This window comes from Sorangium sp. So ce367, assembly GCF_051520455.1.
GTDB classification, from domain to species: Bacteria; Myxococcota_A; Polyangia; order Polyangiales; family Polyangiaceae; genus Sorangium; species Sorangium cellulosum_B.
In genome coordinates this window covers 11869888-11895239 of the sequence record NZ_CP150334.1, presented here as the reverse complement: position 1 = coordinate 11895239, position 25352 = coordinate 11869888, and the positions used below count along the sequence as shown (strand labels likewise).

The 25352-nt window shown below is 68.0% G+C and carries 19 protein-coding genes and 4 pseudogenes; 13 read left to right on the top strand and 10 right to left on the bottom strand.

Annotated features, from left to right (window positions below; all coding sequences use genetic code 11):
- Nucleotides 1-34: 34 nt before the first annotated feature.
- From WME97_RS45080 to WME97_RS45065, 4 genes are all read left to right on the top strand, one after another.
- Nucleotides 35-607, top strand: a complete 573-nt coding sequence (locus WME97_RS45080; protein WP_437547260.1) for a hypothetical protein — start codon at nt 35-37, stop codon at nt 605-607.
- Nucleotides 604-2316 carry a hypothetical protein gene (locus WME97_RS45075; protein WP_437547259.1) on the top strand — a complete coding sequence of 571 codons (1713 nt, stop codon included), beginning with the start codon at nt 604-606 and terminating at the stop codon, nt 2314-2316. Before WME97_RS45080 ends, WME97_RS45075 begins: the two co-directional genes overlap by 4 nt.
- Nucleotides 2317-2546: 230 nt before the next feature.
- Nucleotides 2547-5117, top strand: a complete 2571-nt coding sequence (locus tag WME97_RS45070) for a diguanylate cyclase (protein ID WP_437547258.1) — start codon at nt 2547-2549, stop codon at nt 5115-5117.
- A 76-nt stretch (nt 5118-5193) separates the two neighbouring features.
- Nucleotides 5194-5550, top strand: coding sequence for a hypothetical protein (locus WME97_RS45065; RefSeq protein WP_437547257.1), 357 nt, complete (start codon nt 5194-5196; stop codon nt 5548-5550).
- Between the two features lie 705 nt (nt 5551-6255).
- Here WME97_RS45065 and WME97_RS45060 read toward each other — a convergent pair.
- Nucleotides 6256-7101: a hypothetical protein gene (locus tag WME97_RS45060; protein ID WP_437547256.1), complete on the bottom strand. Its 846-nt coding sequence runs from the start codon at nt 7099-7101 to the stop codon at nt 6256-6258.
- Nucleotides 7102-7801: 700 nt separating this feature from the next.
- Nucleotides 7802-8226 (bottom strand): annotated as a pseudogene (locus WME97_RS45055) (dihydrofolate reductase family protein); the annotation flags it as partial.
- A 1131-nt stretch (nt 8227-9357) separates the two neighbouring features.
- On the opposite strand from WME97_RS45055, the gene WME97_RS45050 reads away from it, so the two are divergent.
- Entirely contained in the window at nt 9358-9543 is a 186-nt protein-coding gene (locus tag WME97_RS45050; protein ID WP_437547255.1) for a hypothetical protein, read from the top strand.
- Nucleotides 9544-9662: 119 nt separating this feature from the next.
- The gene (locus tag WME97_RS45045; RefSeq protein WP_437547254.1) at nt 9663-12056 is read left to right on the top strand and encodes a beta-L-arabinofuranosidase domain-containing protein; all 2394 of its coding nucleotides are present in this window, start codon (nt 9663-9665) and stop codon (nt 12054-12056) included.
- A gap of 91 nt (nt 12057-12147) precedes the next feature.
- On the opposite strand, the pseudogene WME97_RS45040 reads toward WME97_RS45045, so the two are convergent.
- A pseudogene (locus WME97_RS45040) lies at nt 12148-12285 on the bottom strand (DUF1857 domain-containing protein); the annotation flags it as partial.
- On the opposite strand from WME97_RS45040, the pseudogene WME97_RS45035 reads away from it, so the two are divergent.
- Together WME97_RS45035 and WME97_RS45030 are read left to right on the top strand one after the other, a co-directional pair.
- A pseudogene (locus WME97_RS45035) lies at nt 12277-12570 on the top strand (transposase); the annotation flags it as partial. The pseudogenes WME97_RS45040 and WME97_RS45035 overlap by 9 nt on opposite strands.
- 417 nt (nt 12571-12987) lie before the next feature.
- Nucleotides 12988-13113 (top strand): hypothetical protein, encoded by a 126-nt coding sequence (locus tag WME97_RS45030; protein WP_437547253.1) that lies wholly within the window; start codon nt 12988-12990, stop codon nt 13111-13113.
- 86 nt (nt 13114-13199) lie between these two features.
- On the opposite strand, the gene WME97_RS45025 is transcribed toward WME97_RS45030, so the two are convergent.
- Nucleotides 13200-14474, bottom strand: a complete 1275-nt coding sequence (locus WME97_RS45025) for a hypothetical protein (protein WP_437547252.1) — start codon at nt 14472-14474, stop codon at nt 13200-13202.
- Between the two features lie 711 nt (nt 14475-15185).
- Entirely contained in the window at nt 15186-15737 is a 552-nt protein-coding gene (locus WME97_RS45020) for a rhodanese-like domain-containing protein (protein WP_437547251.1), read from the bottom strand.
- Between the two features lie 275 nt (nt 15738-16012).
- Here WME97_RS45020 and WME97_RS45015 point away from each other — a divergent pair, with 275 nt between their 5' ends.
- A complete protein-coding gene (locus WME97_RS45015; protein ID WP_437547250.1) occupies nt 16013-16273 on the top strand; it encodes a hypothetical protein in 261 nt (86 codons plus the stop codon).
- Between the two features lie 502 nt (nt 16274-16775).
- Nucleotides 16776-17435, top strand: a complete 660-nt coding sequence (locus WME97_RS45010; RefSeq protein WP_437555622.1) for a glutathione S-transferase family protein — start codon at nt 16776-16778, stop codon at nt 17433-17435.
- 125 nt (nt 17436-17560) lie between these two features.
- Here the strand turns inward: WME97_RS45010 and WME97_RS45005 are convergent, their stop codons facing one another.
- Entirely contained in the window at nt 17561-17710 is a 150-nt protein-coding gene (locus WME97_RS45005; RefSeq protein ID WP_437547249.1) for a hypothetical protein, read from the bottom strand.
- Between the two features lie 745 nt (nt 17711-18455).
- Here WME97_RS45005 and WME97_RS45000 point away from each other — a divergent pair.
- Complete coding sequence (locus tag WME97_RS45000) at nt 18456-19394, top strand: hypothetical protein (RefSeq protein ID WP_437547248.1); 939 nt, start codon at nt 18456-18458, stop codon at nt 19392-19394.
- Nucleotides 19395-19423: 29 nt separating this feature from the next.
- On the opposite strand, the pseudogene WME97_RS44995 reads toward WME97_RS45000, so the two are convergent.
- The 3 genes and pseudogenes from WME97_RS44995 to WME97_RS44985 all read right to left on the bottom strand — a co-directional run.
- Nucleotides 19424-19579: pseudogene (locus tag WME97_RS44995) on the bottom strand (helix-turn-helix domain-containing protein); the annotation flags it as partial.
- Between the two features lie 34 nt (nt 19580-19613).
- Nucleotides 19614-20780 carry a protein-glutamine glutaminase family protein gene (locus WME97_RS44990; protein WP_437547247.1) on the bottom strand — a complete coding sequence of 389 codons (1167 nt, stop codon included), beginning with the start codon at nt 20778-20780 and terminating at the stop codon, nt 19614-19616.
- A gap of 315 nt (nt 20781-21095) precedes the next feature.
- A complete protein-coding gene (locus WME97_RS44985; protein ID WP_437547246.1) occupies nt 21096-22184 on the bottom strand; it encodes a LacI family DNA-binding transcriptional regulator in 1089 nt (362 codons plus the stop codon).
- 233 nt (nt 22185-22417) lie between these two features.
- Here WME97_RS44985 and WME97_RS44980 point away from each other — a divergent pair, with 233 nt between their 5' ends.
- The gene (locus WME97_RS44980) at nt 22418-23989 is read left to right on the top strand and encodes an L-fucose/L-arabinose isomerase family protein (RefSeq protein WP_437547245.1); all 1572 of its coding nucleotides are present in this window, start codon (nt 22418-22420) and stop codon (nt 23987-23989) included.
- A 97-nt stretch (nt 23990-24086) separates the two neighbouring features.
- Here WME97_RS44980 and WME97_RS44975 read toward each other — a convergent pair whose 3' ends face one another.
- Nucleotides 24087-24572, bottom strand: a complete 486-nt coding sequence (locus WME97_RS44975; RefSeq protein WP_437547244.1) for an SLATT domain-containing protein — start codon at nt 24570-24572, stop codon at nt 24087-24089.
- Nucleotides 24573-24923: 351 nt separating this feature from the next.
- On the opposite strand from WME97_RS44975, the gene WME97_RS44970 reads away from it, so the two are divergent.
- Nucleotides 24924-25349 (top strand): hypothetical protein, encoded by a 426-nt coding sequence (locus WME97_RS44970; RefSeq protein ID WP_437547243.1) that lies wholly within the window; start codon nt 24924-24926, stop codon nt 25347-25349.
- The last annotated feature ends 3 nt before the right edge of the window (nt 25350-25352 follow it).

Sequence of the window (25352 nt, the reverse complement as noted above, 5' to 3'; positions counted from 1 at the left end):
CGCGCGCAAACCAATCTCCGGGAGACAATCGTTCATGATGAATCAACACCGGTGGCCGGTCGGGCTTGTCATGCTCGCGGCGCTCTTTTCTTCAGGATGCACGACGGACCCGGAGGTGGAGAGATACCTCATCGTCACGCCGGCCTCGAAGCAGCCGGACTCGCCGGCGCTGGGGACCAACGTGTTCGTCCAGCAGCGAGGGGGCACGCACCTGCGGATAAAGACGGTCGCAGGGAAGCTCGATTTCTCGACGGACGCGCCTGGAGGAGACGCGCAGCAGTCCGCGTGCATCGCCGCGCCGCCCGCCGACGAGCCGTGGTTCTTCATCGTGATGCCGGACGACGTCGAATGCGAGCTCTACGTCGATCTCCTCGGGCGCGGCAGCGGAGACGACGCCCCGGCGTGCTCGGGACCGCTGCTCGCTAGCCGGTTGCTGCCGATCACGACCGCTCGACAGAACCCCTCCGACGGTTCCGACGGCGGCGGGGGAGGTGCGGGCGGCGGCGCGGGGGGCGCGGGCGGCGGCACAGGGGGCGCGGGCGGCGGCACAGGGGGCGCGGGCGGCGGCACAGGGGGCGCGGGCGGGACAGGAGGAAGCGAATCGTGATCAAAGTGCGGGAGCGCAAGCTCATCAAGTTGAACCATGGCGCGCCGTGGATGCAGTCCGTGCTCATCGCGGCAAGCGTCGGCGCGGTCCTCCTCACGACCCGCGTTGGCCAGGCTGCAGACGGCGAATGCAGGGACGCCTCCGTCGAGTGTAGTGCTGGAAAATCGTGCACCGGTCTTGTGCTCGACCTCGAAACGGAGATCAAGCAGGAGTTGCCCGCTCTCCAGAAGCGCGTCCCCGCTGCCGCCGATCCAGCGCTGAAAGCGCTCGTGGCGACCGTGACGAGCGCGCAGGGCGCGTTTCTCACGAAGAAACAAGAGATGGATAGCGCAGGCACGGCGACCGACAAGGAGACGAGAGCGAGAGAAGCAGTCGTTGCGCACTGCACTTACGTCACGGCGAGGAAGGCTGTAGACAACGAGCTCCAGAAGGCAGTCGCGCCGCCGGCGCCTGCCCCCTCCGCGGCGCTGCCGGGTGCATGCAATGCCCCTGTCGATGCGGCTGCGTGCGCCAAGCAGCTCCGCGACCAGGCCTCGAAGCTCAAGCCCACCGTGAAGGCGAGCAAGGCGATCACGGAGCAGCTGACGGACGACATCTCGTCGATCGCCGTTCGCGCCGAGGAGATCGACGAGCAGCTCGGAGCGGTCGACGAGCTCATCGAGTCCCTCACGAAGCTGGACGATGCGAGCCTGACGGCGAAGGCGTCGAAGATCCATGAGTCTCTGCTCGGTGTACCCGCGCTGGTCGAGCAGACCAGGGCCGTGCAGGCGAAGCGCCAGGAGATCCAGCAGATCTGCGCGACGTCGTGCAGGGCCCCCGGCGCCTTCTGCATCGACGCGAGATCCGGCGAGCCGCTCTGCGACGGCCTGAAGCCCAATGTCTACTCCCTCGTCGACTCTCTGTCTCCCAAAGACAAGCTGATCGTGCGCGTCTTCGGCGAGGCGGAGCTCAAGGACAAGGTCAAGCTCTCGGTGAGCTTCCTCCGCTCCGCGGACCGGCTCTTCGAGAAGGACGCGGCGGCCACAGGCGCGAGGGCCGCGACAGCGCCGACCATCGTGCTGCTCGCGGAGCAGGTCGCGGAGATCCCCGAGGACACGTCGATCACGTCGCTGAAGATCCGCTACGAGCTCGTGGCCGGCGATCCGGGGAGCGCGATCGACGAGTCGTATGCCGTGTCGATCGATCAGGGGCAGTACTACCTCGAGTTCGGAGCCCTCTTCCCCATCGTCGTCAACGGGTCTCGGCGCGTCGTCCAGACCACCCTCCCCGGCACCGGCGGCGAGCGTCGCCTCTCGATCCAGGAGGACTGGAGCGTCAACCCCTCCATCGTGCTCAACGTCTTTCCCGGCGGCCGGCGCCGCGGCGTCATCTCATCGTTTCAGGACATGCGGTGCGCGACGACGTTCGGCGATCTGCTCGGCGTGCAGGCCGGCGTGGATCTCGACCTCGGCCAGCCGTTCGATCGCGTCTTCCTCGGCGGCGTGCTCGAGCCCGTCGCGGGGCTCAGCTTCAACGCCGGCCTGGCGCTCATCCAGCAGGAGTACCTGCCCTCGGGCCACGCGGAGGACATGATCCTCGCCGAGGGAGATTCCCTGACGCCCGTGCGCCGATACACGCCTCGCTTTTACTTCGGCGCCACGCTGACCCTCGACATCGTGAACACCGCGGCGACCGCCACCACCAGCTTCGTGGGCAAGCTCACGCGTTGAGCGCGCTCGCGGGGGGCGCGAGCGAGGAGCTCGTCGAACGTCTGCACGGGCGACAGGCGCGCCGCCGCGCACGAGCCGCGCGCCTCGACGCCGCCTAGCAATACGACGTCAACACGACTGCAGGTCACACCCTCACCCCCTCTCTCGCCCCTTTCCCCCATCGCGCAGCCGCCTCCGCCGGCAGAGAACTGGGCCCCGGCGATCGACCTCTGGTACCGGCATCCGAGCCGATGGCCAACCTGGTGCTCGCCGTGCTCACCGCCCGCCGTATCGCGCGCAACGCGGCGCCGCTCGCCTGCGCGCTGGCCCTCGGGGCGCTCGTGGTCCTCGACGCGGCCGCGCCGATCCCGCCGCTCGCGGCCGCGACCGCGCTGCTCGTGCTGCTCGTGGCGCTCGTCCAGCGGGCGCGGCGGCGCGCGGCCGCCATCGAGGCGAGCGCCCTGCTCGACCTCGAGGTCGGCGCCCTGCTCCTCGTCGGCACGTTCGCCGCCGTCCTCCGCCTCGACGGCTCGCTCGACGGCGACGCCCACGCGGCCCTCTACGTCGTCATCGCCCTCGTGAGCGCGTTCGCCCGCCCAGGGGCGTCGCTCCTCGTCGCGATCGCCGCCGCCGCCCTCGAGATCGCCGTCCGCTCGGCCGCGGCCCAGCGCGGCGCGCCGAGCCTCCTCGACGTCGCGCGCGCGGCCGCGCCGCACATCGGCTTCATGGCCGTCTTCTCGCTGCTGAACGCCACCATCCTCCGCGCAGAGCTCGGCCGCGTCAGGAAGGCCTCCCACACCCGCCTCCAGGCCGAGATCGAGCGGCTCCGCGACGACGCGCGCAGCTATCGCCTGCTCTCGGCCCCGGCCCAGGCGCGCGGCGCGGGCGCGTGCCAGAAGGGCGACGACGAGCGGCTCGCCCGCTCCGGCGTCGAGGAGATCCACCAGTCGGTGCTCTTCGCCCTGCGCCTGCTGCGCGAGTCGCTCGACCTCTACACCGCCGTGCTCCTCTGGCAGAACGACGCCGGCACCCACCTGCGCATCAGCGAGCTCGCGAGCGACGCCCCGAACCTCTCCGAGGGCCCGTTCCTCTCCGGCGACGGCGTCTTCGGCGCGGCGATCACCCAGCGCGCGCCGGTCGTCCTCGGGGGCCTCAAGCCCGGCTACAAGCTCCCCTACTACGTCGGCCCCTCCCCGGTGCGCGCCGTGTGCGCGCTGCCGGTGTTCGAGCACGGCCAGCTCCGCGGCGTGCTCGTCGTCGATCGCGTCGAGGACCGGCCGTTCTCGCCGCGCGAGCTCGAGCTCATCGACGAGGCGTGCCGCTACGCGGTGCGGGCCATCCAGAACGAGCGCGTCTTCGTCCAGCTCGAGCGCGCGAAGATCGAGCAGGGCAAGCTCTACCGCGCCGCCGAGGGGCTCGGCGCCGCCACGACCGAGCCCGGCGTCATCGAGGCCGGCGTCACGAGCGCCCGCGAGATCACGTCCGTCGATTTCGCGGCCGTCACGCTGTACGACGAGGCGCAGAAGGTCCACGAGATCCGCGCCGTCAGCGGCGACGGCGTCGCCGAGCTCACCGGGCAGCGCTTCCGCCACAACGCGGGGCTCGTCTCGATGGTGCTCCAGAACCGGCACCCGCTGCCGTACCGCGGCGAGTACGACGAGAAGCGGCAGGTCGTCTTCACCCGCCGCGTCACGCCGCCGTCGATGCCGTCGATCATCGTGCTCCCGCTCGTCGTGCACGACCGGCCGCTCGGCACGCTGGTGCTCGGCTCGCGGCGGCGCGCGGCCTTCACCGACTCGGTGCGCAGCACGCTCGAGGTCCTCGCCAGCCACATGGCCGTGTCGCTCTCGAACGCGCGCATGGTGCGGCGCCTCGAGGAGCTCGCGACGATGGACGGGCTCACCGGGCTGCTCAACAAGCGCGCGATGCTCGAGGTGGCGGACCAGAAGATCACCGCGGCGCGGCGGTTCTCGCGGCGGCTCTCGGTGCTCGTCACGGACATCGACCACTTCAAGAAGGTGAACGACACGTACGGCCACGACGTGGGCGACGTGATCATCAAGGGGCTCGGCGACGTCCTCCGGCGCGCGAAGCGGACGACCGACGCGGTCGCGCGCTTCGGCGGGGAGGAGTTCGTCGTGATCTGCGAGGAGACGGACGCGCGCGGCGCGATGCTGCTCGCGGAGCGCGTGCGCGAGGAGCTCGGCCGGACGACGTTCCACGCGGCCGGGAGCAACGGGCCTGTGCAGTGCCAGGTGACCTGCTCGATCGGGATCGCCACCTACCCCGAGGCGGGCAGCACGTGGGAAGAGCTCTTCAAGGCCGCGGACGAGTCGCTCTACGTGTCGAAGCGGTCGGGCCGGAACCGCTCCACGGCGTGGTCGCCGGCGGTGCGCTCGAACAGCGCGCACCCGCCCGCGGCGGAGGCGGCCGGCGCGGCGAAGCACGCGGCGGAGGCGGCCGCCACGGCGAAGCAGGCGGCGGAGGCGGCCGCCACGGCGAGGCACGCGGCAGAGGCGGCCGCCGCGGCGAGGCACACGGGGCCCGCGACGGCGCGGTCCCCGGCGACGGCCGCGGCGGCCAGGGCTGCGGCGGCGAGGCCCGCGGCAGGGGCGCCCGCGCCGCAGCGCAGGCCGGCCGTGACGGGCGGCGCAGGCGGCGCCCCGGCGGCCCAGGGACAGGACGGCGCGCCCTCCGCCGGGAAGCGCGCCACGGCCGCCGCGCAGGCGCCGGGGAAGGCGCCCGGCGAGGCCGAGCCTCGGAGCAAGCCGAGGCGCCCGCCGGACGTCGATCCCACGAGCAAGCCGAAGACGGCCGCCTGAGGTCTGCGCGCCGCTTGCGGCGCAGGCGCGGCGGGAACATAAGCCTCCTCGGCGAAACCGGAGCCAAGGAGGCGCGATGAGCTCGGACCCCGATCGAGACGACCCCAGGGAGGATCTCAAGCAGGGGCTGAGCCTGCTCTGGCGCGCGGCGCGCAAGACGGCCGTGGACCTGCGCAAGGACCTCGACAGCACGAACGTCGGCAAGGCGATCGACGACGCCGGGCGCGAGCTCGTCCGGGCCGCGACGAACGTGGTCGGCCGGATCGGCGCCGAGCTGAGCAAGGGCCCGGCGCAGGCGCCCCCGCGGGACGAGCGCTCCGAGGGCCGCGGGGACGCCGAGGGGGCCGAGACGCGGCCCGCCGGGCCCACGCCGGAAGACCCGGGGTTCCGCATCGCGGTCGACCCGGAGGACAAGGACACGAAGCCCCGCTAGCTGCGTCGGTCAGGAATCCCGCCAGAGGAACTGGTCGATGACCAGCGGCAGCCGGAAACAGTAGAAATTCTCATGGTTTCCGCCTGTTTCGCCGCCGAGGGCGGCTCCGGTGTGGCCCAACGAGGCGCCCTCCGCCGTCGCGCCGCCCGCGGTTAAGGGCCCGCGGCATCACCGATCGGGGTCGGCGCCTGGCCTGGCGGCGCAGCGCCCCGGGATTCTCCTTCGCTCGCCGCCCTGTTGTCGGGCCCCTCGATGCGCTGCCGCTTGTTTCGGGATCGTGCCTGCGTGCCCGCACTCTGCCAGCCCAACGTAGAATTGACCTGCGGCGCGAAGCGCCGTCAGGTCCATTTCTGTGTCGGGCGGTGCCTGGTCGCACATCATGGGATCAGACATCCGAGAGCCGCCTCTTGTCTGGCTGAGAGCCGCCGCTCGCCGCAGCAGCGGTCGTGGTCGCGCCCTACCTCTCCGCCATGGCGCCGCCAGCTCCCGCCGGCTTTCGTCCCGCTGAATCCCCCGCGGAGCACGAGCGGCCCGTGTTGGTCCTCAAGGGCTCTCGCTCTGCTGTGCTGCGAGAGCTCGAGCTTCGTCCATCGCTTGCTGCAAAACCTCATGATGTGGCCAAGGCGCCGCACGCCAATCTGCCAGGAGCGCCGCGAATTCGCCGTATCATCCGGCAGGAGCCAATCGTCTGGTGTCCCGCCCGTATCAGGGCGTGGGCGCCGCGGTGAAGACGTAGCGCTCGCCCTCCGGCATTGTCGCGGTAACCTCGTGAAGCACGGTGTCGCGGAAGCGGAGCTCGAGCGCCACGGGCAGCTCGGGATGAGTCGCCGGTACAGGGCCGATCGTGAGGGTGGGCTCACGCCATGCCATCTCGCTCGCCCAAAAGGCGCCCAGATCGCCAAAGATGAGCGGCGAAGCGTTGACACTTAGATTCAGCGCGTAGGAGCGATCGGTCGAGAACGCGTCGCCCGGTGCGCTGCTCGGATCCAGGGTCAAATCGTAGCTGCCTTGGTGTTCGCGCAGCGCGGTTCCGAGGCGCTTGTCGTGCGCGAGCCACTGTTGCGAAGGATCGATCCGCAGCCACGCCGTCGGCCCGTGCCACGCTGAAACGCCGTGAAAGCGGCCCGCCATGCGATCGCCGGATTCTGCGACAAAAGCGTCCGCGGCATAGCGGTATTCGAGGGCCATGAACGCGAACTCGGCGCGCCCGTTCACGATGCGCCCGGTGAGCGGCGTGCACGGCCCCAAGGCATGGGGCACCCCGTCGACCTCGAGCCCCGAGAAGCAACCCTTCCCGGACAACACGCTGCCGCGCTGCTCGATGTCCACGGCGACCGGGTCTTCAAACCCGAACATGGCCCATGTACCGCTGATGTCCAGCTCTGGTGTTGCGCCAGGGCCGGAGCCGCCGGAGCCGGACGCGCCGGAACCAGAGTGCCCAAAGCCGCTCTGGCTGGAGGCGCCCGACCCCGCGCTGCCGGCGTTATCGATCGCGCCCGCAGCGCCCTCAATGGGCGAGAGCTCAGTCACTCCGCAGCCGGCGAGCATCATCGCGCTCAGGGCCGTGGCCCACCGCGCACGAGATCCGCTCGATACACCTGTCGAACGCATCACTCGAAGCTATACGTGATCCGTGCTCGCGTCAAGGTGACCCGGTTCAGCGTCCCGCGCGACGCAATAACGGCGAGACATGACGAGCGGCATCGCTCAGTCGCGCCCGGAACCGGCCGCTGACGAGAACCGTTCTGCCGGAACGCGCTATCCCGATGTAATAGAGCCGTCCAACTGGATGTCGTGCGGTACCCTGTGAGCCTGCGAGGGCTAAGAGCACCTAACATTGACCCGCTGACGCCGCTCGTCTGCCCGCTCGCTTGAGCGATGCGGAACGTGCGACAGAATAGAGCGTGGGTAAGCTGTTGGTGCCGGACGAGCTCTGGGAACGAGTCGAGCCTCTATTGTCCGTTCCCCTCCTCCGAAAGCACTACCGATTTGTCCAGGTGCAATCGGGGTTGCTCGGCTGGCAACCGTTGTGAAGCTTAAGCTCTGCCCCTTGGACCGCGCCTCCCCATGCATTAATGGCCAGGCTTGGGTCCCTGTCGCTGACCCACATTCCGTCTCGGTAGGTCCACGTGTAGTCCGGGTTGTTTCGATTGCACCCATTGTGGAGCCTGAGCGACGCTCCGTGCGCGGCTCCACCCCATGCGTTGATTACCAGGGAAGGATCCGCTGGGCGCGACGGGGCTCCTCTGAGTCAGCGCGCGCGCCGGTAGTGTATCGCCACCGCGCCGCAGCGGAGCGGCTTCGCCGAGACCGGATCGAGCGCCGCGTGGCGGGCAGCCCGCTCTGGTACAGGGTCGGGCCGTGGCCGGCGAGCTTGGGGTGGACGAGGAACTTGTACTCGTCGATGAGATCCAGCCGATCCAGCTCGGTCGCGAGCTTGCCGCTGCCGAGGAGCACGCCGGCCGGGGTCGCGTCCTTGAGCTTCTGCACGCCCATGCGCAGATCGCCGGCGATGTGGTGGCTGTTGATCCACGGGAAGTCCTTGCGCGTGGACGACACCACGTACTTCGGCTTGGTCTCCAGCTTGACCGCCCACGCGCGTATCGCCGGAGGCGCCTCCTCGTCGCCGCGGGCGACCGCCGGCCAGTAGCTCTCCATCATCTCGTAGGTGACTCGTAGGTGACGCGGCCCCACAGCATCGCGTCGCTCTCGTGGCCCGGGAGGCGCGTCGCGAGACGCTATACGGCCCCACCGAGCGCCTTGCGGCGCACAACGGTGCTTTTCCAGTACGGCGGCCCTCGGTTGGGGGAGCGAGCTGGGACGTCGATCGGCTCGCCGAGCGCGGAGAATGTGGGAATTCTCGGTCTCGTCCGCGTTCGCGGTTCTGGGGTACCCGGCCATGTTCGATCGCCCGAGGAGGAAGACGTGAAACACGGGCTCGGCCGGGCTCCGCCGCTGCTCCTGCCTCAGCATGACGACCTGGTCCTGGGCAGCGCCGAAGCAGCGCCTCGGAGACAAATGTGAACGTTCACAAATCCATTGTCAATTCGAAACGACTGCCGGCGACCGCCCTCGCGCTCCGAGGGCAGACAGGTCTCCTCCCGGAGCGCCGCGTCGGGAAGGACGGGCATCGGGCCGCGGTCACGCAGGCGCTGCAGCGCCGCCACACCGGTGCGCGGCGGCGCGACCTCGAGCTGGCGATGCGGTCGCCACGCGCCGCGCCGCGCGCCAGCCGCCGATGCGCCGATCGGCTTCGAGCTCGTCGATGGGGCCGGCGATGATTGCGGTAAGGCGCCCGCCCCTCTAGCCGCAATGCCGGTCAGTTAAGGCGGCCTCTGGCGGTCAGCGCCCGCGCAAGTGCGTGAAATTACTAGGCGCCACCGGTCCGCGAAGCGCTTAACTGACCGGCATTGCCTCTAGCCGCGGCGCTCCGGAGGAGCCCGCCAGCCTCCTGATCCCTCGGGATCGAGGCACTCACAGACCCGTCGTTTGGCGTTGACGGTAGCCATGTGATCGTTCACATTCCCGCCGAAGGGTATCCCTGTTGCTGCGACTTGCTCGGGTCGCCATGCGTACCGAGGCATTCGTCGTCTGATCGATTTTTTGCACCAGCTCTGTTCGCTCGGTCGTCGCGGGAGCGATCGCTGAACGATGGGGATTGGCATCGGGCCGAGGGGGCTCCACCAGAGAACACGGCATACCGCGCTTGTTCGGCGGCTGTCGTGACATCTCGAGTGCTGTTCACCGGAGATGATTCTTCAAAGATCCGGCTGTGCTGGCGACGTGGCCGGATCACGACGCCTCGCGGTGTCTGTCTCGTTCTGCGCGATGACGGGGCACCTGATCCATCGGTTTTCTCTGCCCCCGTTCGTGGTGACGCTCGCGGGCACGTTCTTCGCCCGCGGCGCGGCGTTCCTCGTCAGCACGCAGCCCATCGGCATCGATCACATGGTTGATTCACCAACCCCGAAGAGCGGTCTGAGCAGCGCTTGATCGCGATGGTGCGACGGCTGCTGAGTGGACAACGAGGAGACCTCGTCGCTGTGTGGCGCGGCGTGGTCTCGTTTTGAGCTTCCTGGACACAACGCATCCGAGATCTGAAAGGATCTATCATGAGCAAGAGAATCCTGCAGTGCCGGCGCTCGCTCTCGGGCGCCACCGCGTTGACTGTTTCGCTCCTGTTTGGAGCCCTCTCTCCAGGGGTGGCGTCCGCCGCGGACCCCGTCGAGAAGCTGCAGGAGTTCGAGCTGGACGAGGTGAGCGTGACCGACGCGTACTACCAGAACATCTCTTCGAAAGAGATCGCGTACATCATGAGCCTCGACCCCAACCGACTTCTGGCGGGCTTCAAGGCGGTGTCGCAAGGAAAGGACCCTGGGAATTCGCCCGGCCTCACTCTCTACGGCGGGTGGGAGGGTGGCTGGAGCCTTCTGCGCGGGCACACGATAGGCCACTACATGTCTGCCATGGCGCAAGCGTACAAACAGCTCAACGGCTCCGACGCGGAGCAAAGCGCCGCCATCGCGCAGAAGATCGACTACACGATCAGCCAATTGAAATCATTTCAAGACGCGAGTCCCAAAGGATATCTGTTCGCGTCGCCGGAGACGCACTTCGACGTCGTCGAGGGGAAGGCCAGCGGCTCCAGCTGGGCGCCATGGTACACGATGCACAAGATCATCGCGGGCCTCATCGACGTCTACAAGTTCGAAGGAAATGCGACAGCCCTCGAAATCGCGAGCAAGCTGGGGGACTGGACGTACAATCGCAGCTCAACGTGGAACGCGGACCTTCGAAGGAAGGTTCTGGGCGTCGAGTACGGCGGCATGAACGACTGCCTGTACGATCTGTACAGGCTGACGAACAAGGCCAATCACCTGGCGGCAGCCCACATCTTCGACGAGGACTCGCTCTTCACTCCGATTTCTCAAGGCAACAACATCCTGCCAGGCAAGCACGCCAATACGCAGATCCCCAAGTTCATCGGCGCCCTGAACCGCTATCGGACGCTGGGCGAAGCGGAGAACTTCTACTACTCCGCGGCAGAAAAATTCTGGACCATCGTGCTGAGGGATCACACCTATGTCACCGGTGGGAATAGCCAGCTTGAGCACTTTCACGAGCCCGGGAAGCTGGACGCGCAACGGGACAACGTGAACAACGAGACGTGCAACGCGTACAATATGCTGAAGCTCTCGAGAGGGCTCTTCAAAGCCACGGGGGACGTCAAGTACGCCGACTACTACGAGCAGACCCATCTCAACGAAATCATGTCTGCCGTCAATCCGACGAACGGAATGACGACCTACTTCAAGCCGATGGGAACAGGGTACTTCAAGGTGTTCGGCAAACCGGAGGACACTTTCTGGTGCTGCAACGGAACCGGCATGGAGAACTACACCAAGCTCAATGACAGCTTGTACTTCCATGACGACACGGATCTGTACGTCAACATGTTCCTCAGCTCGACGTTGACCTGGTCCGCGCGGGGTCTGTCGTTGAAACAGACCTCGAATTTTCCGCTCTCCGACAAGGCGGTTTTCGAGATTACCGCTGCCCCGGCCGATGCGGTCACGATCAACTTCAGAAAGCCCTCCTGGATTGCTCGGTGCCAGCCCGTGACGATCACGGTCAACGGTCAGGCATGCGACGCGACGGAGGCGAACGGCTACCTCACGGTAGGTCGCACCTGGAAGCCCGGAGACAAGGTGGAGCTCACGCTGCCAATGGAGGTGAAGGTGTCGAAGCTCCCCGACAACCCCAACGCGGTGGCGTTCGTCTACGGACCGGTCGTCTTGAGCGCCGGCCTCGGGACGGAGAGGATGCTGTCGGAGCCCCAGTGGGCATCCGAGAAGGCTACCATTCCCGCTGGTGTCGTCATCAAAGACACGATCGGCATCAACAACGGCATCACGATCAACGAGTGGATCGCCGACATCGAGAACAACTTGGTTCAAACCCCGGGCAAGGCGGAATTCACGCTGCGGAACACAGATTCCAATAGCACGTTGACGTTCACTCCGCACTATCAGCGGTACGCAGACAGGTACGGCATCTACTTCCGTCTCACGGGGACGGCGGGCGAGAACATCCCGGACGCCGGCGAATGCTCGCCCCCTCCTGGAGCTGGCACGCTGTGCGATAGCGTCTCGTCTTCGGATAGCGTCGGATCGGCTGGCAGCGGTTCGACCGCCAGCGGCTCGACCGGCAGCGGCTCGACCGGCAGCGGCTCGACCGGCAGCGGCTCGACCGGCAGCGGCTCGACCGGCAGCGGCTCGGCCGGCAGCGGTGCGACTGGCGGCGCGTCCGAGGGCAGCTCCGGCGGATCGGGGGGCGCGGATGGTGGCACCACGGACCAGGGCAGTTCGGGTTGTTCCTGCAGGGTCGGTCGTGATTCGTCGGAGCGCTGGCACTTCGCCGCGCTGCTCGGCCTTGGCCTGGTCGCGTGGCGCCGGGGGAGACGTCGTGAGTCGCCGCAGGGGTCGCGGAGCTTTGGTGCGCGATAAGCCTCCACATCTGGCTGCGCCGCGGCGAGAGCCGCATGTGGGGCCTCGGGCGCCTGAGGGGCAGTCCCGTCGTCCGTGTCCCTCGTGGTGCTCAGAGCCGGCCCTCCGCAAGCAGCTCCCGGATGCGCTTCAGCGTTGACAGCAAGGCGCTCTTGTAGCCCTTATCGCTGTTCATCAACGCCTGCTCGGCCTGCTCCTCGGGGCCATTCGGCTCTTTGCCGCGCAGGCCACCAGGGCGACGAGCTTCGCTGCGCTGCTCGACGCGCTCTACCGCAAGCCCTGGGTGGTCTACGCCAAGCCGCCCTTCGCTGGGCCCGAGCAGGTCTTTGCCTACCTCGGTCGCTATACCCACCGTGTCGGGCTGTCCAATCACCGGCTGCGGTGGATGGATGAGCGCGGCGTGTGCTTCCGGACCCGCGGAGACAAGACCGTGACGCTCTCCGCAGACGAGTTTCTGCGTCGCTTCCTGATGCACGTGCTGCCTCATCGCTTCGTGAAGATCCGACACTTCGGCCGCCTTTGATGTAGGTCTCTTGCATACCCATCTCCGTGCCGGTTTATCCCGGCGCACTCACGCCCTCCCCAAATCCCCAGGGATGCGACAGATCGCGACGGTTCGCCCCCGCGGAATCGTCCCGCCAGAGAAACCGGTCGATGACGAGCGGTTGCCGGAAACAGCAGCAATCTTGATAGTTTTCGCCTGTTTCGCCGCCGAGGGTGGCTCCGGTGTGGCCCAGCGGGGCGCCCTGCGCCGCCGCATCGCCCGCGGTGAAGGGTTCGTGGCTTCACCGGTCCCACCGTACGGCCACGATGCACGCGCTGGTTGACATAGAGGACCTTACATGACCGCCTCAGTCGGCAGGATCGTACCCTATACGACGGACGGCTGAACCCGCTGTTCCAGGCGGCGGAAGAGGCCATCCCCAACGCGATGACGATGGCGACGACGACGTTCGGGCAGGACGACCACGTCGCCCATGCCATCCCGCTCGACCGGCTGCGCGAGGTGATGAGAAGGTACGGGAGGCACAGGGAACCGGAGCGAGAGGGGCGCTGAGCGGGACCTGCTCATCGCCCGGCCGGCGGATGGTGGCGCGAGGCGGCGGCGCCGACGCGCTGACCGCTCGCGCGGACAGGGTCGGCTCAGGGGCTGCGGGGCTGCCCCAGCCAGTCCTTCCAGGAGGCGAGCGCCTTGCGAGCGGAGCCGTCCTCGGCGTAGAGCCCCGTGTCGCGCCAGACGGCCAGCAGGTCGCCGCCGCCGGCTGCGGTCCAGAGCGCGTCGTAGTCGCGCGCCACGAAGTTCACGACCATGGGCATCTTGCGCTTGTCGGCCTCGGCGAGCACCAGCGACAGCCAGGCGTCCTGCTTGGCCTCCGTGCCTTCGAAGGTGAGGCCGGATGACGGGAGCTCGGTCGATTGCGCCGGAAACCCGGTCTCGGCGATGAGCATCGGTTTGCCCGGCGCGAGGGCGGCAAGCTGGTCGAAGGTGCCGGCCGGGACGGGGTTGGCGAGGTACGCGCTCATGTACGGATAGAAGGAGAGCGCGAGGTGGTCGGTGTACGGCAGCAGCTCGGCGAGCGCTTGCATCTGGGCCTCGTGGTCGGCGTCGGTCCAGCCCTTGAGCAGGTCGACCGCGGTGACCGAGGCAAAGACGGGCAAGGTCGGGTGCTTCTGCTTGAGCGCCTCGTAGGTCTTCTTGTGCAGCGTCAGGTAAGCAGGCCAGGCCGACGGGTTCTGCTTCTTCAGCAGGTTCACCTCGATGCCGATCCCCAGGTAATCTGGCTTGTAGTGGCCGACCGCGGCCTCGCAGAAGTTGATGTAGGCCGTGATGACCTGCGGGGCATCCAGGGCGTAGCCGGCCCACTCGCCCGGCAGCGGCATGTGCTCCATGTCGCCCCAGTAGTCGGCCAGCTTGGTGCGCGAGTCATCGAGCGGCGTCAGCCCGACATACACCTTGTGCCCCGCGGGGATCTGCGCGACGTGCTTCGCCCACTCGGCCTTGATGTGCGCCCCGTACTGCGCGGCGCTCTTGCCCTCGAGCGCTTCGACCCACGCCACGCCCTGCGTCGTGTGGAACGCGAACAGGTCCCCGTCCTGCTTCAGGGCCCCGTAGGTCCAGTCGACGGCCTGGCTCGTGACGTCGTACGGAAACGGCGTGAACCCCAGCGCAAACGAGCGCGTCGCACCGGAGCCTGCGCCGCCGCCCTGCGCCTGGCCGGCCTGTCCGCCGCCGGACCCTCCGGGCCCCTGCGCCTGTCCGCCCTGCGCGCCGCTGCTGCCGCCTCCACCCGCCTGGCTGCCGCCCTGGCCGCCCGCTGCCGCACCGCCGCTGTTGCCGCTCGGCGTGTCGTCGCTGCACCCCAGGACAGAGAAGGCCCCGAGCGCCACCGTCACCAGCCAACGCGTGCTGTTCGCCATGGCTGACGTTGTGCAGCATGAGGCATGGACCGCGCAACGACCAACTGAGGGCCGGTGGTGTCGGGCGCGCACAGCAAGCCGTACGTGATTCACACGGCGCAGCAGGCTTCACTTCTCGGCGTCAGGTTCAAGCTGGGTCCTCGGGGAGAAGGAAGTCCAAACGTTTCGAAGATGCCAGGCCCCAACTGCGGGACCTGTCCTGGGTTCGCCAGAAACACCGGTCGATGACGAGCGGTCGCCGGAACCAGTAGCGATTTTCGTAGTTTCCGCCTGCTTCACCGCCGAGGGTGGCTCCGGTGGGGCCCAATGGAGGGCGCCCTCCGCCGCCGCGTCGCCCGCGGTTAAGGGCCGCGGCATCACCGGTCCTACCGTACGGCCACGCTGCACGCGCTGGTTGACATAGAGAACCTTACGCGAGCCGCATCCTTCCGGGAAAAGTGACGCTGTATCAGCAACTTATCCATGCATCTAAGAGGCCGCGTTCACTCCACAGCCTGCGGGTTGAAGGCAGAGCGCGCCTCGGACGAGCCGGGCCGCGCATGACGTGTCCTGTTAGCTCGTTGGCCTCTGCGAGCTGGCATGCCCCGACGGGCGCCGAGGGAGCGGCGCGACAGCGTCGCGGTGGCCTTCATACCGGGGATCCCTTATGCAACCATCTCGGCCAGGGCCCCGATCGTGAGCGACGGATTGCCGCCGAGCGCCGGGTGGTGTCTACCTGGTATTCCAGTCGTCGATACCGCCGAGGTTCGTCACTTGCTCGTAACCAGCCTCGAGGAGCACGTCCTTCGCCTGCTGCGCTCGCCTCCCTGACGCGCAGTAAACGACGATGGGCGTGCGCTTGTCGCTGCCCGTGAGCCTTTCGATCTCTGCAAGGCGACCCTTGAGCTCGCCTATGGGGATGTTGACGGCGCCCTCGATATGGCGATTTGCATACTCCTCGCCCGTCCGCACGTCGAGCAACAGGCCCCCGGAGGCGACCAGCCTACGGGCGAGCGCCGGATCGTGATCGGGAAGCCCGGAGGCGGCCGGCGTCAGCGTATCTGCCGAGCACGCGGCGGGCTCGCTGCCGAACGCCGGGGCGAGCGCGAGCATGAGGGACACGGCGCAGGGAACAGCAATGAGCATGCGCATGATGAACCCGTGTACCATTGACCCGAACACCCGCAAGCGTGCGCTCGCGCTCCCCAACTCCGCCAGCGTCAGTCGTGCCGCCTGGTCGCCGGGGACGAGGATATGAGTCGACCCGAGCGGCGGGCTCGACATGGCCCTCGTGTACGTGGACACCGGCTATTACGGCTTCGGCTTCCCGCCGGTGGCGCCGCACTCCACCAGGCCGGACGGCCCAGTCGGCGGCGGTAGCTCGGTCGCCGACTGGACGGCGCAGATACAGAAGGACATCGACGACTGGTATGCGATCCACGGCGCGTACGGCGTCGACGGCATTTTCCTGGATCAGATCGTCGCGCGTCTCCGCGGACGCCCCCGACCTCCCCGGTTGGTTCTGGCACATCGTCTACGGCGTGCCGGACAAGGCGGCGATGGCCGAGGTCGTCGCGCGCAGCAAGCAGCAGAACGCCGGCTTCGTGTACGCCACCAACGATCAGCTCGTCGTTGACGCTTCCGGCGCCGTGCTCGGTGTTCCCTGGGATGCCCTCCCGCTGTACTGGGACGCCGAGCTGGTCGAGGCGGCCGGCGTCGACGACACCTTCGCGCCCGATCCGCCGTGCGGCCTCGGCGCGACGGCCGCGGACAGCCACGGCCGTGCGCGTGAGACGCGCATGCTCGCCCGCGGTCGTTGAGCCTGAGGTAGGGCGCGGGCGCCACAGCGGGAAATGTGCTCATCAGCACGGCGGGACCTACAAAAGTGGAGACCGCTCCCGGCGTCGCCTCCGCCTCGTACGAGGTCGTGGTGCTCGCGCCGCCGCTCACCGGATTCGCGACAAACTTGTTGCTCCCAGGGGCGCCGCCCGTGCGTTAAACCTCTCGTTGCCGGCGGACGGCGCGCGAGCACGCGACGCCCTCTCCGCGGCGCGGCACGAGCTCCCCTGCGTGAAGATCGAAAAGGAGTACGTCTTCGTGGGCCAAGCGGGCGCGCGTCGCGCCGGGATCTGTTCGAGAGGCCGTCGTCACGTGGACGCTCACCAAGGTCCACGGCGGCCCCCGGATTCGCCTGGTGCATGCCGGTTTCTGCGCGCCGAAGAATGATTTTGCGTTCGAGAGCATGAGCGAAGGATGGCCGAAGGTCATCCGAGGATCGGCGCCATCTCCAAGAAACACAACTCCACAGAGGCAAAGAATACAATGGATAAGGTCACCGTCACGGGATTGCCCTGGGCCCCGCCGTTCGCCCAGGGGCTTGTTCGCGATTTGCGCGTGCGCTGGGCGCTCGAGGAGGCCGGGCTCCCCTATGAGGTCAGACTGCTCGATAGCGAGGAGCGGAGCTCGCACGCGTACCGTCAGAACCACCCCTTCGGGATGGTGCCGGCCTTCGAGGCGGAGGGTCGATGGCTGTTTGAATCGGGCGCCATCGTACATCACATCGCCGCCGACTCCGAGGCTCTGATGCCCGCTGATCGGCACGAGCGCGCCAACACGGTCGCCTGGATGTTCGCCGCGCTCGACACGGTTGACCCGCCGATCCAGAACCTCTTCGCGATGGACCTGCAGCACAGCGAAGAACAGTGGGCGAAGCTGCGGCGTCCCCGGGCCGTGGATGCGGTGAAAGCTCGGCTGGGCGCGCTCTCCGCTTGGCTCGACGGGCGCGACTATCTGGTCGGTCGCTTCACCGCGGCGGACGTCCTGATGACGACCGTGCTGCGGTTCCTTCGGCATACGGACCTGGTGACCGAATTTCCCGTGCTCGACGCCTACGTCAAGCGCTGCGAGGCGCGGCCGGCCTTCCAGAAGGCCTTGCGTGATCAAATGGCGGACTACGCTCTAAACGCTCCAGTCGCAGCCTGAGGCTGTGAATGGCCAAGGCCTTCGACTTCAATAGCGGCCTCGTGAGCGTGCTGATGACGACCCGCCTCCCGTAGCGCTCTGGCGCCGACAGGCCACGCGTTGCTCGACGTTCGGCCCAAGCTTGCTCACCCCTCCGGTGCCACCGGTAGCCCGAGCAGCCGACCGATCGCTTCGTGAACGACCCGGGCGGCCACCTCATCCCCGAAAGCGACGGCGTGGCTCAGGGTGCTGGCGAGCGAGGCGATCACGGCCACCCGAAGCGACGGCTCGGTCACGGCGAGCTCCCCAAGCCCGGGGCTTGGCCGCTGGGCCCGGGTTGGGCCCATGCCTCTCGAGGCGGTGCGATCCGTCGTCACACTCTCCCCAAATCCCTGGGCGTCCGACGGATCGCGACGGTTCGCCACCGCGGAACAGTCCCGCCAGGGTTGCTGCGATGACGGGGCGGGGACGGATGAGACCGAGCGCTCCTCAGCCGCTCGCCGACCGCCTCGCGCGCGCCCTGCGGGACCTCGGCGAGAGCGCCTGACGCCCCCGCGGCGCAGCGCCCGCTGCCGCGCGAGGCGCCTCCGCGGGCGAGCTCCCGGGCAACTCACGGCGTCATCGTGGCATGTCCCCGTGACATGTCACGACCCCGTCGTGACATGTCACGGGACATGCCACGGCCTCACGGGGACGAGCTCCGCTGGCTCGGCCCACGTACCGGCAGAGATCTGGCCGCACGTCGCGCGCCGAGGCGCTCTCTCCGCTGGATTGCGGTTCTTGAGCTGTACGAATCCAAGCTCGGTGCGCCGGCGCAACAAGAGCCCAGCGCGGCCCGAGCCGGCACACGCGTTGCAAAGGCTGCAGAGACTGCAGAGACTGCAGAGACTGCAGAGACAAGCTGCGCAAGGGGCAACATCACAGAGGCTGCCCGGCACACGCCGTCGTACCAGGCCGCTGGCAGGTCGGATGAGGTCCTGCCGCGAGCGGAGGATCCATCGCTCGACGCGGCACGGAATGCGGACAATGAAGGAGAGAAGGATGAAGAACCGGACGATGCTTGGCTTTTGCTTGCTCTCGCTCCCGCTGCTCGCATGCTCCGGCGGGACCGAGCTCGAATCTCCGCTCCCCGACGACACCGGGGCTCTGACCGGGCCCGCGGCGCTCCCGCCTTCTTCCAGCGCGGACGACACATCGGTCGAGGGCGTTCCCACCGTGGCCAATGCGGATGAAGATCACCCCTGCGGCGACAACACGGTGGCGGTGGTGAGCCACCAGAGCGGCGTCAGGGTGGTCTTCTGCGTCCTCGACGACAGAGGCGTCGTCGCCGTGGGAGAGCATCGCCAGGACGGCACGCCCTCGCTGCTCAAGAGGGCTGGCTACGACGCTGAGACCATGTGCCCGGCTGATCTCTTGCGGGCGATCGCGCCCGAGCAGCGCGTGCCCGCGCGCCTCGAGGCTTCATGCGATCCGGCCCGGCGCCAGGCTCGGCTCCCTTCCGCTCCCGAGCGGCTCCGTGCCCCCGATCCGGCGAGCTTGGCCATGGCTGCCGAGGCCGTCTATTGCGAAGGTGAAAACCCGAGATGGGAGTTCACCGATCGATGCCGCTACTACTCTCGCTGGGCAGACGATGTCAGGGCCGAGGATGGTAGCGCCCTTGTTAATTCCTGGTGCAAATTCACCGAAGAGAAATCCCACTCCAACATCATGTCTGGCAGCGGGAATGGCCTCGGGGATGAGGGAAACATAGGAGAGGAGACCGTCGCGTCGTGCATCGACTACACCATCTTCCAGGCCTTCTGGCGGTGGGACGCCGGCGATCCCTGGACGAGCAGCATATTTGTCCCCCTTGGCCCTGGGGGCGTGTACACGTGGAACATCTCGTATACCGGCGGGCTCGAGGACATCGACGTGCGATTCACGGCACAGTCGCAGAACGCCGGCATCCACCGCTACGCCGGCATCTTCATCGATGAATGATCCGGCGCCGGGCGCTTTTTGCCGAACCTGAGCAAGCGCACGCCGAGCCGCTCCTCCAGCCGCGCGAGGCGGCGGCTGATGGTGGCGCGAGGGACGCCGAGCTCGGCAGCGGCGCGGGACAGGGATCCGGCCTCCACGGTCTTCGAGAAGGCGAGGAGCTCGGAAATCTCGAGGGGTTCGTCCATTTGGGCCCGAGCAGCACGCGCCTGGCCATCCGGGTCACTGAATACGAAGGCTCGCCTGACTCTCGAGCTCTCCGTTTGCCACCGTCACCTGATAGTCGCCGGGCGGATACTCCTGGGTGATCAGGATCCTGCGGATGTTGCAGGCGTCGATGGGCGCGAGCTCGTCGATGCCGTTTCCGGTGATGCGCACGGTCGTCCAGCCTTCGACGAAGTTGTCCCCGATGATGTAGAGGGGATACCAGACGAAGCTGTCGAACTGGTCCGACGCAAAGCGCCGGATGGTCGGCGGGAGGCCCGGATCGGGCGTGGGCGCCGGCTCGGCGCAGGGGCCCCACGGCGGACATTCGCCGAGGACCCGGTACGGATCGCGCCCGAGGATCTCCTGAACTCGCCATTCGGTCAGGAGCCGGTTGTACATGCTGCCATAGGGGTTCAGGTTGGGCGGCGGCGGCTCCAGGGGCACAGCGTCGAAGCACCCCTCCCCCAGGGCGTGGTCGCGGCACAACGCGACGTCGATGTCGTCGACGACGCTGAATTGAGAGAGCCACTCCGCGATCGGGAGGGGCCGCGACGGATCGATGGCGACGTCCAGGATCATGAGCTGCCCACCGACCCGGACCACGGGCGCGACGTGGCCGGACCACGTCACGCTTCCGGACGGCTCGTTGGCTGTCTGGAAGACCAGCTGCTTGCGCGGCTTTGCCTTGACCCTGGCGAAGTAGGGCGTCGGATAGCCCCATTGCTGGAAGAAGTAGATCGCCGCCTCGGCCCGCTCCTCGCAGCCGTTGTCGGCCGCGAGCCAGGGGAGCCGCCGCAGAAACTCGGGTTGCTCCGGCATGGCGAGCAGCCGGCTGTCGCGGATCGCAGCGAACCCGGAGCTCAGCTGCTCCTCGGTCCACGTGGGAACGCAATCGGCTGCCAGGCTCCCGGGCGGGCCCTTGAGCTCATTGAACGATCGCGGACCGTCGGGCAGCTGGCAGGCCGCGCTCGCGCTGCCTCCGGGGGATCCTTCGTCACCCGGCGAGCCCGCGCCGGACGACGTGGAGTCGACGGCGTCCTCCAGCAGCGCTCCCGTGTCGGAGCGCTCGATGTCAGGAGCCTGATCGGAATGAGCGCCCTCGTCGCCTCCACAGGCCGAGGCGGCCAGGGCCGCCGACGCGACACACAACAATCTTGCAAGAGTAACATAGGACTGTCGCATGAATCTGATCTCCCTGCGTAAGATAGGATGCACCCCGAGAGGAGCCGTCACGCTCGGAGCATGTCGGGGACCGCGGGGCGCGGCGCACCATAGCACCGCTCGCGGTCCCCGCACGGCGGACACCGGCGATTCTCGAGGCGGCGCGAGACGCAGGGCAGGCGCAGTCCCGCAATCACCTGTTCGTTCGCCCCAGGCTGGGCCCATGCCGTCCGAGGGATTGCAATCCGTGGTCACGCCCTCCGCGAATCTCCGCGGATGCTACGGTTCGCCCGCACGGAACCTTCCCGCCAGAAAGCCGATCGATGTGGTGGGCGGTCAGGAGCGGTCGCCTCGCCGCACGCGGGCTCGCCTCTCGCTGCGCGGCACGTCCGATGTTCGCGCGGTGAGGCGAGGGGGGAGCAGGACCTCTCGCGCGACCTTGGCCCCCGCCAGCATGTCAAGGAGCAGCCGGACCGCTTCGCGTCCTATCCCGCCGACGTCCTGATCGACGGTCGCGACGGGATAGCGCAGGAGATCGGCCATCAGGATGTCGTCGAATCCGACGACGTCGATCTCGTGGGGCACGGAGAGGCCGGCGGCGCGGATGGCCCGCAGGGTCCCGACAGTGCTCCAGAAATTTGCCGCGTAGACGGCCAGAGGTCCACGCAGCCGCTGGAGAAGCTCGACCATGCGCGTCTCGGCCGCTTCCGGGGTGGCCTCCTTCAACTCCTCGATGGCCGCCGCCTTGGCGCCGCTCCGCGTGAGCTCCGCCTGGAACCCGTCGAGACGATGTCGGTAGGTGGCGATGTCGAGCGGACCGCCGATGTAGACGAGCGACCGATCCTTGTGCCTGAGAAGGTGGCGGAGCGCCAGCACCGAGCCGGCGGCGTGATCGGTGCGCACGCACGCCACGTCGAGGTCCGGGACCGCCCGGTCGATCTGCACGAAGGGAAGTCCCTGCTTCTGCGCCGCGATGAGATCGCCATCGCCGCCGGAAACCGGGGACACGATGAGCCCATCCACCCGCGACTCGTGCACGAGCTGCAACGCGCGACGCTGGCGCCCCGCGTTACCGGCCAGGTGGCTCACCACGAGCGCGTAACCGTGGAGCTCGGCCTCGCGCTCGGCGCCGACGGCTATCCCGGCCCAGAACGGGTTCGCCAGGTCCTCGACGGCGAGCGAGATCGCGTACGACTTTTGCTCCCGGAACGCCTGGGCCATGGCGTTGGTCCGGTAACCCAGCTTCTGGGCCAGCGCCCAGACCCGCTCCACCGTGGCGGCGCTGATGCGAAACTTCGCATGCTTGCCCGTCAGGACGTGAGACACCGTGGTCTGGGACAGCCCCAGCTGTTCGGCGATGTCCTTCATGCGGACCGGACGCAGGCCGGGCACGTGCGGCGGGTCGGGGTCGGGGGGATCGTTCAAGCGCGCGCTCCGTTCAGCTAATTCGGATTAGCTGTTGACGGTAGCACGCACAGGCATAGTATTGAAGCGCAATACGCGGTCGGTGGCTGCGGTCCCTCGCGCACGAGTGGGCCATGGCAGCGATCTTCTACAGATCCGCCAGATGGCGCCGACGCGACGACGACCTTGACGTTCCGGCGGGCTGGAGCGGCAGGGCCCTGCTTGCTCAAGCCCGCCTGCTCCAGGAGAAGGCAATGGCACAGAGTGAACCGGTGATCTTGGGCTTCATGGGCAACCGCGGCTTCTTTCCGACGGCGTTCGCGGAGGAGGGAGCGAAAGCCACCCAGTCGGCCGTGGGCCATGTGCTCGGCCAGCGCGTGCGCTACGTCGATCTCGGCAACGTCGAGACCTACGCCGACGCGCGCGCGGCCGCGGGCGTCGCCCAGCAGTACCGGCGCTCTCCCGACGGCGGCGGGGCCATCGGCGTCATCTGCTCGATGTACAATTTCTCCGACGAGAACGGCATTCGAGACTTTCTGCGGCTGGCCGATCTCGATGTGCCGGTGCTGCTGCACACCGAGCCTGACGTGCGCGGCCTGGGACGCATGGGACAGAAGGGCCGGCGGGACGGGGCGTGCGGGCGCTTTTCGGCCGCCAACGCGCTCCGCCACATCGGCTACCCGTACACCCTCACGTCCAGGCATTGTGAAGCCGTGAGCTCTGCGGCCTTCGCGGACGATCTCCACGCCTTCTACGCGAGCTGTGTCCTGGCATCGAAGTTCCGCCGCCGGGGCCGCGGCGTGCGCCTCGGGCTGGTGGGCTCGGGGCCCGACGCGTTCCAGACGGTCACCAACGTCTCCACCGAGCTCCTGGGGCACATGGGCCTGAGCACGGTCGGCCTGGAGCTCATCGCGCTCGATCGACAGATGCGCAAGGTCTCGCCGCGCGAGCTATCCACCCAGCTGGAAGCGGTCTCCGGCTACATGGCGGCGGGTGACGTTCCGCGCGCCTCGCTGGAAGCGATCGCCCGGATGGGCGTCGTCTTCGATCGCTTCGTGAAAGAGAATGACCTCGACGGCATCGCGGTGCGCTGCTGGACGGAGATGCAGAAGTACCAGATCGGCGGAGAGGTGGGCGTGATGCCCTGCACCTGCATGAGCATGCTCTCGGACAAGCTCATCCCCGCCGCCTGCGAGACCGACATCTCGGGCTGGATGGGGATGTACATGCTGCAGTGTGCTTCCGGGCTCGTACCGCTGCTGGGCGACTGGAACAACATGTACGATGACGAGCGCGAGGAGGTGGATCTCTTCCACTGCGGCGTCTGGGCCAAGAGCGTGATGCGCCCCGGCGCCCGCATCACCCGCCAGGAGATCCTGGCCACCCAGGCCGACATCGGCGCGGAGAACACCTGGGGCGCGGTCGACGGCGAGCTCAAGGCGGGCACCTGCGCCTTTTTGAGACCTTGCACCAACGCGCGCGAAGGCAGCGTGTTCCTCTACGGCGGGGTGGGCCGGGTCAGCGAAGAAGGCATCGACACCTTCGGCACGCGCGGCCGCATCCAGATCCCGCGCATCCAGGAGCTCTTTCGCTATTTGACGCAGCCCGAGCGGGCGGTGGAGCACCACACCGCCCTCGTGGTCGGGACGCAGAAGAACATCGAGCTGACGATGAAAGCGATTCGAGACGCGGTGCCCTACATCAACGCCCAGGCGGGCCTCGGCCGCGGCGGACAAGCGCTGGTTGATTTCTACGAGCACAGCCAGGTGGGCGAGCTCCAGGCGCGCGCCTCGACGCGCGCGCCGCAACCTGATCCTCGAACGTGACCGCGCGGCTCGACGTACTGGAAAGCGAGGCGACCACGAAAGCCCGGCTCGGCTCGAAGCCGGAGCTCGACGAGGTCGCGCAACCGCAACGATCTATCTACGCGTTACCCTCCTCCGGGTCCGGAGCTCTTCGAAGCCTCGACTCCGTGAGCGCACCGATGTTTTCCGGGCTTGGCACCAAGGGGACCCATTGCTCATGGGAGAACATCACGATCTCGGCGACCCGCTTGGCGAGCAGGCGATCGCGGTCGGCCGCCCTTTCGAAGCCTGCGAATCCGAACGAATGCGCCGCCTGCAGATCCTCGATACGCCGCTGACACGTGCGGTACAGCGCCCAGAGCTGCTGAGGCTTTCTCAGCTGGAGCCATGTCGTCATTCCTGCTGCCAGCAGCGAGAGCAGCGACGGCGTCAGTTTGCTCAGCCAGAATCCCTCGCCCAGCATGACGAAGATCGGCGCCACCAACGTGCATGCAACGACGGCGGTGAAGCAGATCAACGCCTCGGCCTTGTTATGATCCGCCTTTCTTTCGAAGTGTAGACGCCATTTCCCTGCATAGCGTATCGCGTCAATCTCGTCAGACATGGTGGCTCGAATCTTTGCCGTCTCTGGTAGAGTGCGCTTCCAGCGCGCCGCTACGTATTGCACCCGAGGGGTGCGGTCGAGGCTACGTGCACCTCCGACGGTGGATCAAGTCGGCACCCACCATCGTCGACCGGGGCGAGAGCCGCAAGGGGTCGCGCCCGGGCAATGGCCGGGCGCTCACGGATGGCCGTCTCTTGCTGGACGGCCACGACATCCGTTGCGGGACGAGGTCAGAAGCTGGATCTTCACCGTCGTCGCCCGCACGTGCCCAGTGAAGCACTGTAAGGGGGCAGGAAGGTCGACCGTTCACCCGGGATGCATACGAGCCTGGGTCGAGGAGCTGGTCGTCTCGTGATCGCGATCGCCGCGCTGCTGGCCGCGTGCGGCGGCGAACACCGTCCGAGTGGGCCCCCGCGGGGCGCGGGGCAGCCGCCCGCTGCCGCCGTGACGCCGACCGCGGCATCGACGGCGACCGTCGCCGGCGGGCCGACGGGGTCGCCCCTGCCGCCCGGCCCGGCGACCTGCGCTGCCGCGTCGGACTGCGTGTTCGTGTTCGCGGTCGACCGCTGCTGCGATTGCGGCACGATCTCGTCGAGGGCGGTCGCGGCGAGTGCGCCCAACCTGATGATCTACGACGGCAGCGAAGACTTCTTCCGTCAGGTCTACGCCCGTCTCACACCCGCGTGCCGGAACCTCCAGTGCGCCCCGTGCCTGCCAGCGCCGCAGCTCGCGTGCGTGGCCGGCACGTGCCAGGCCGCGCCGCAGCCAGGCCCCTGATGG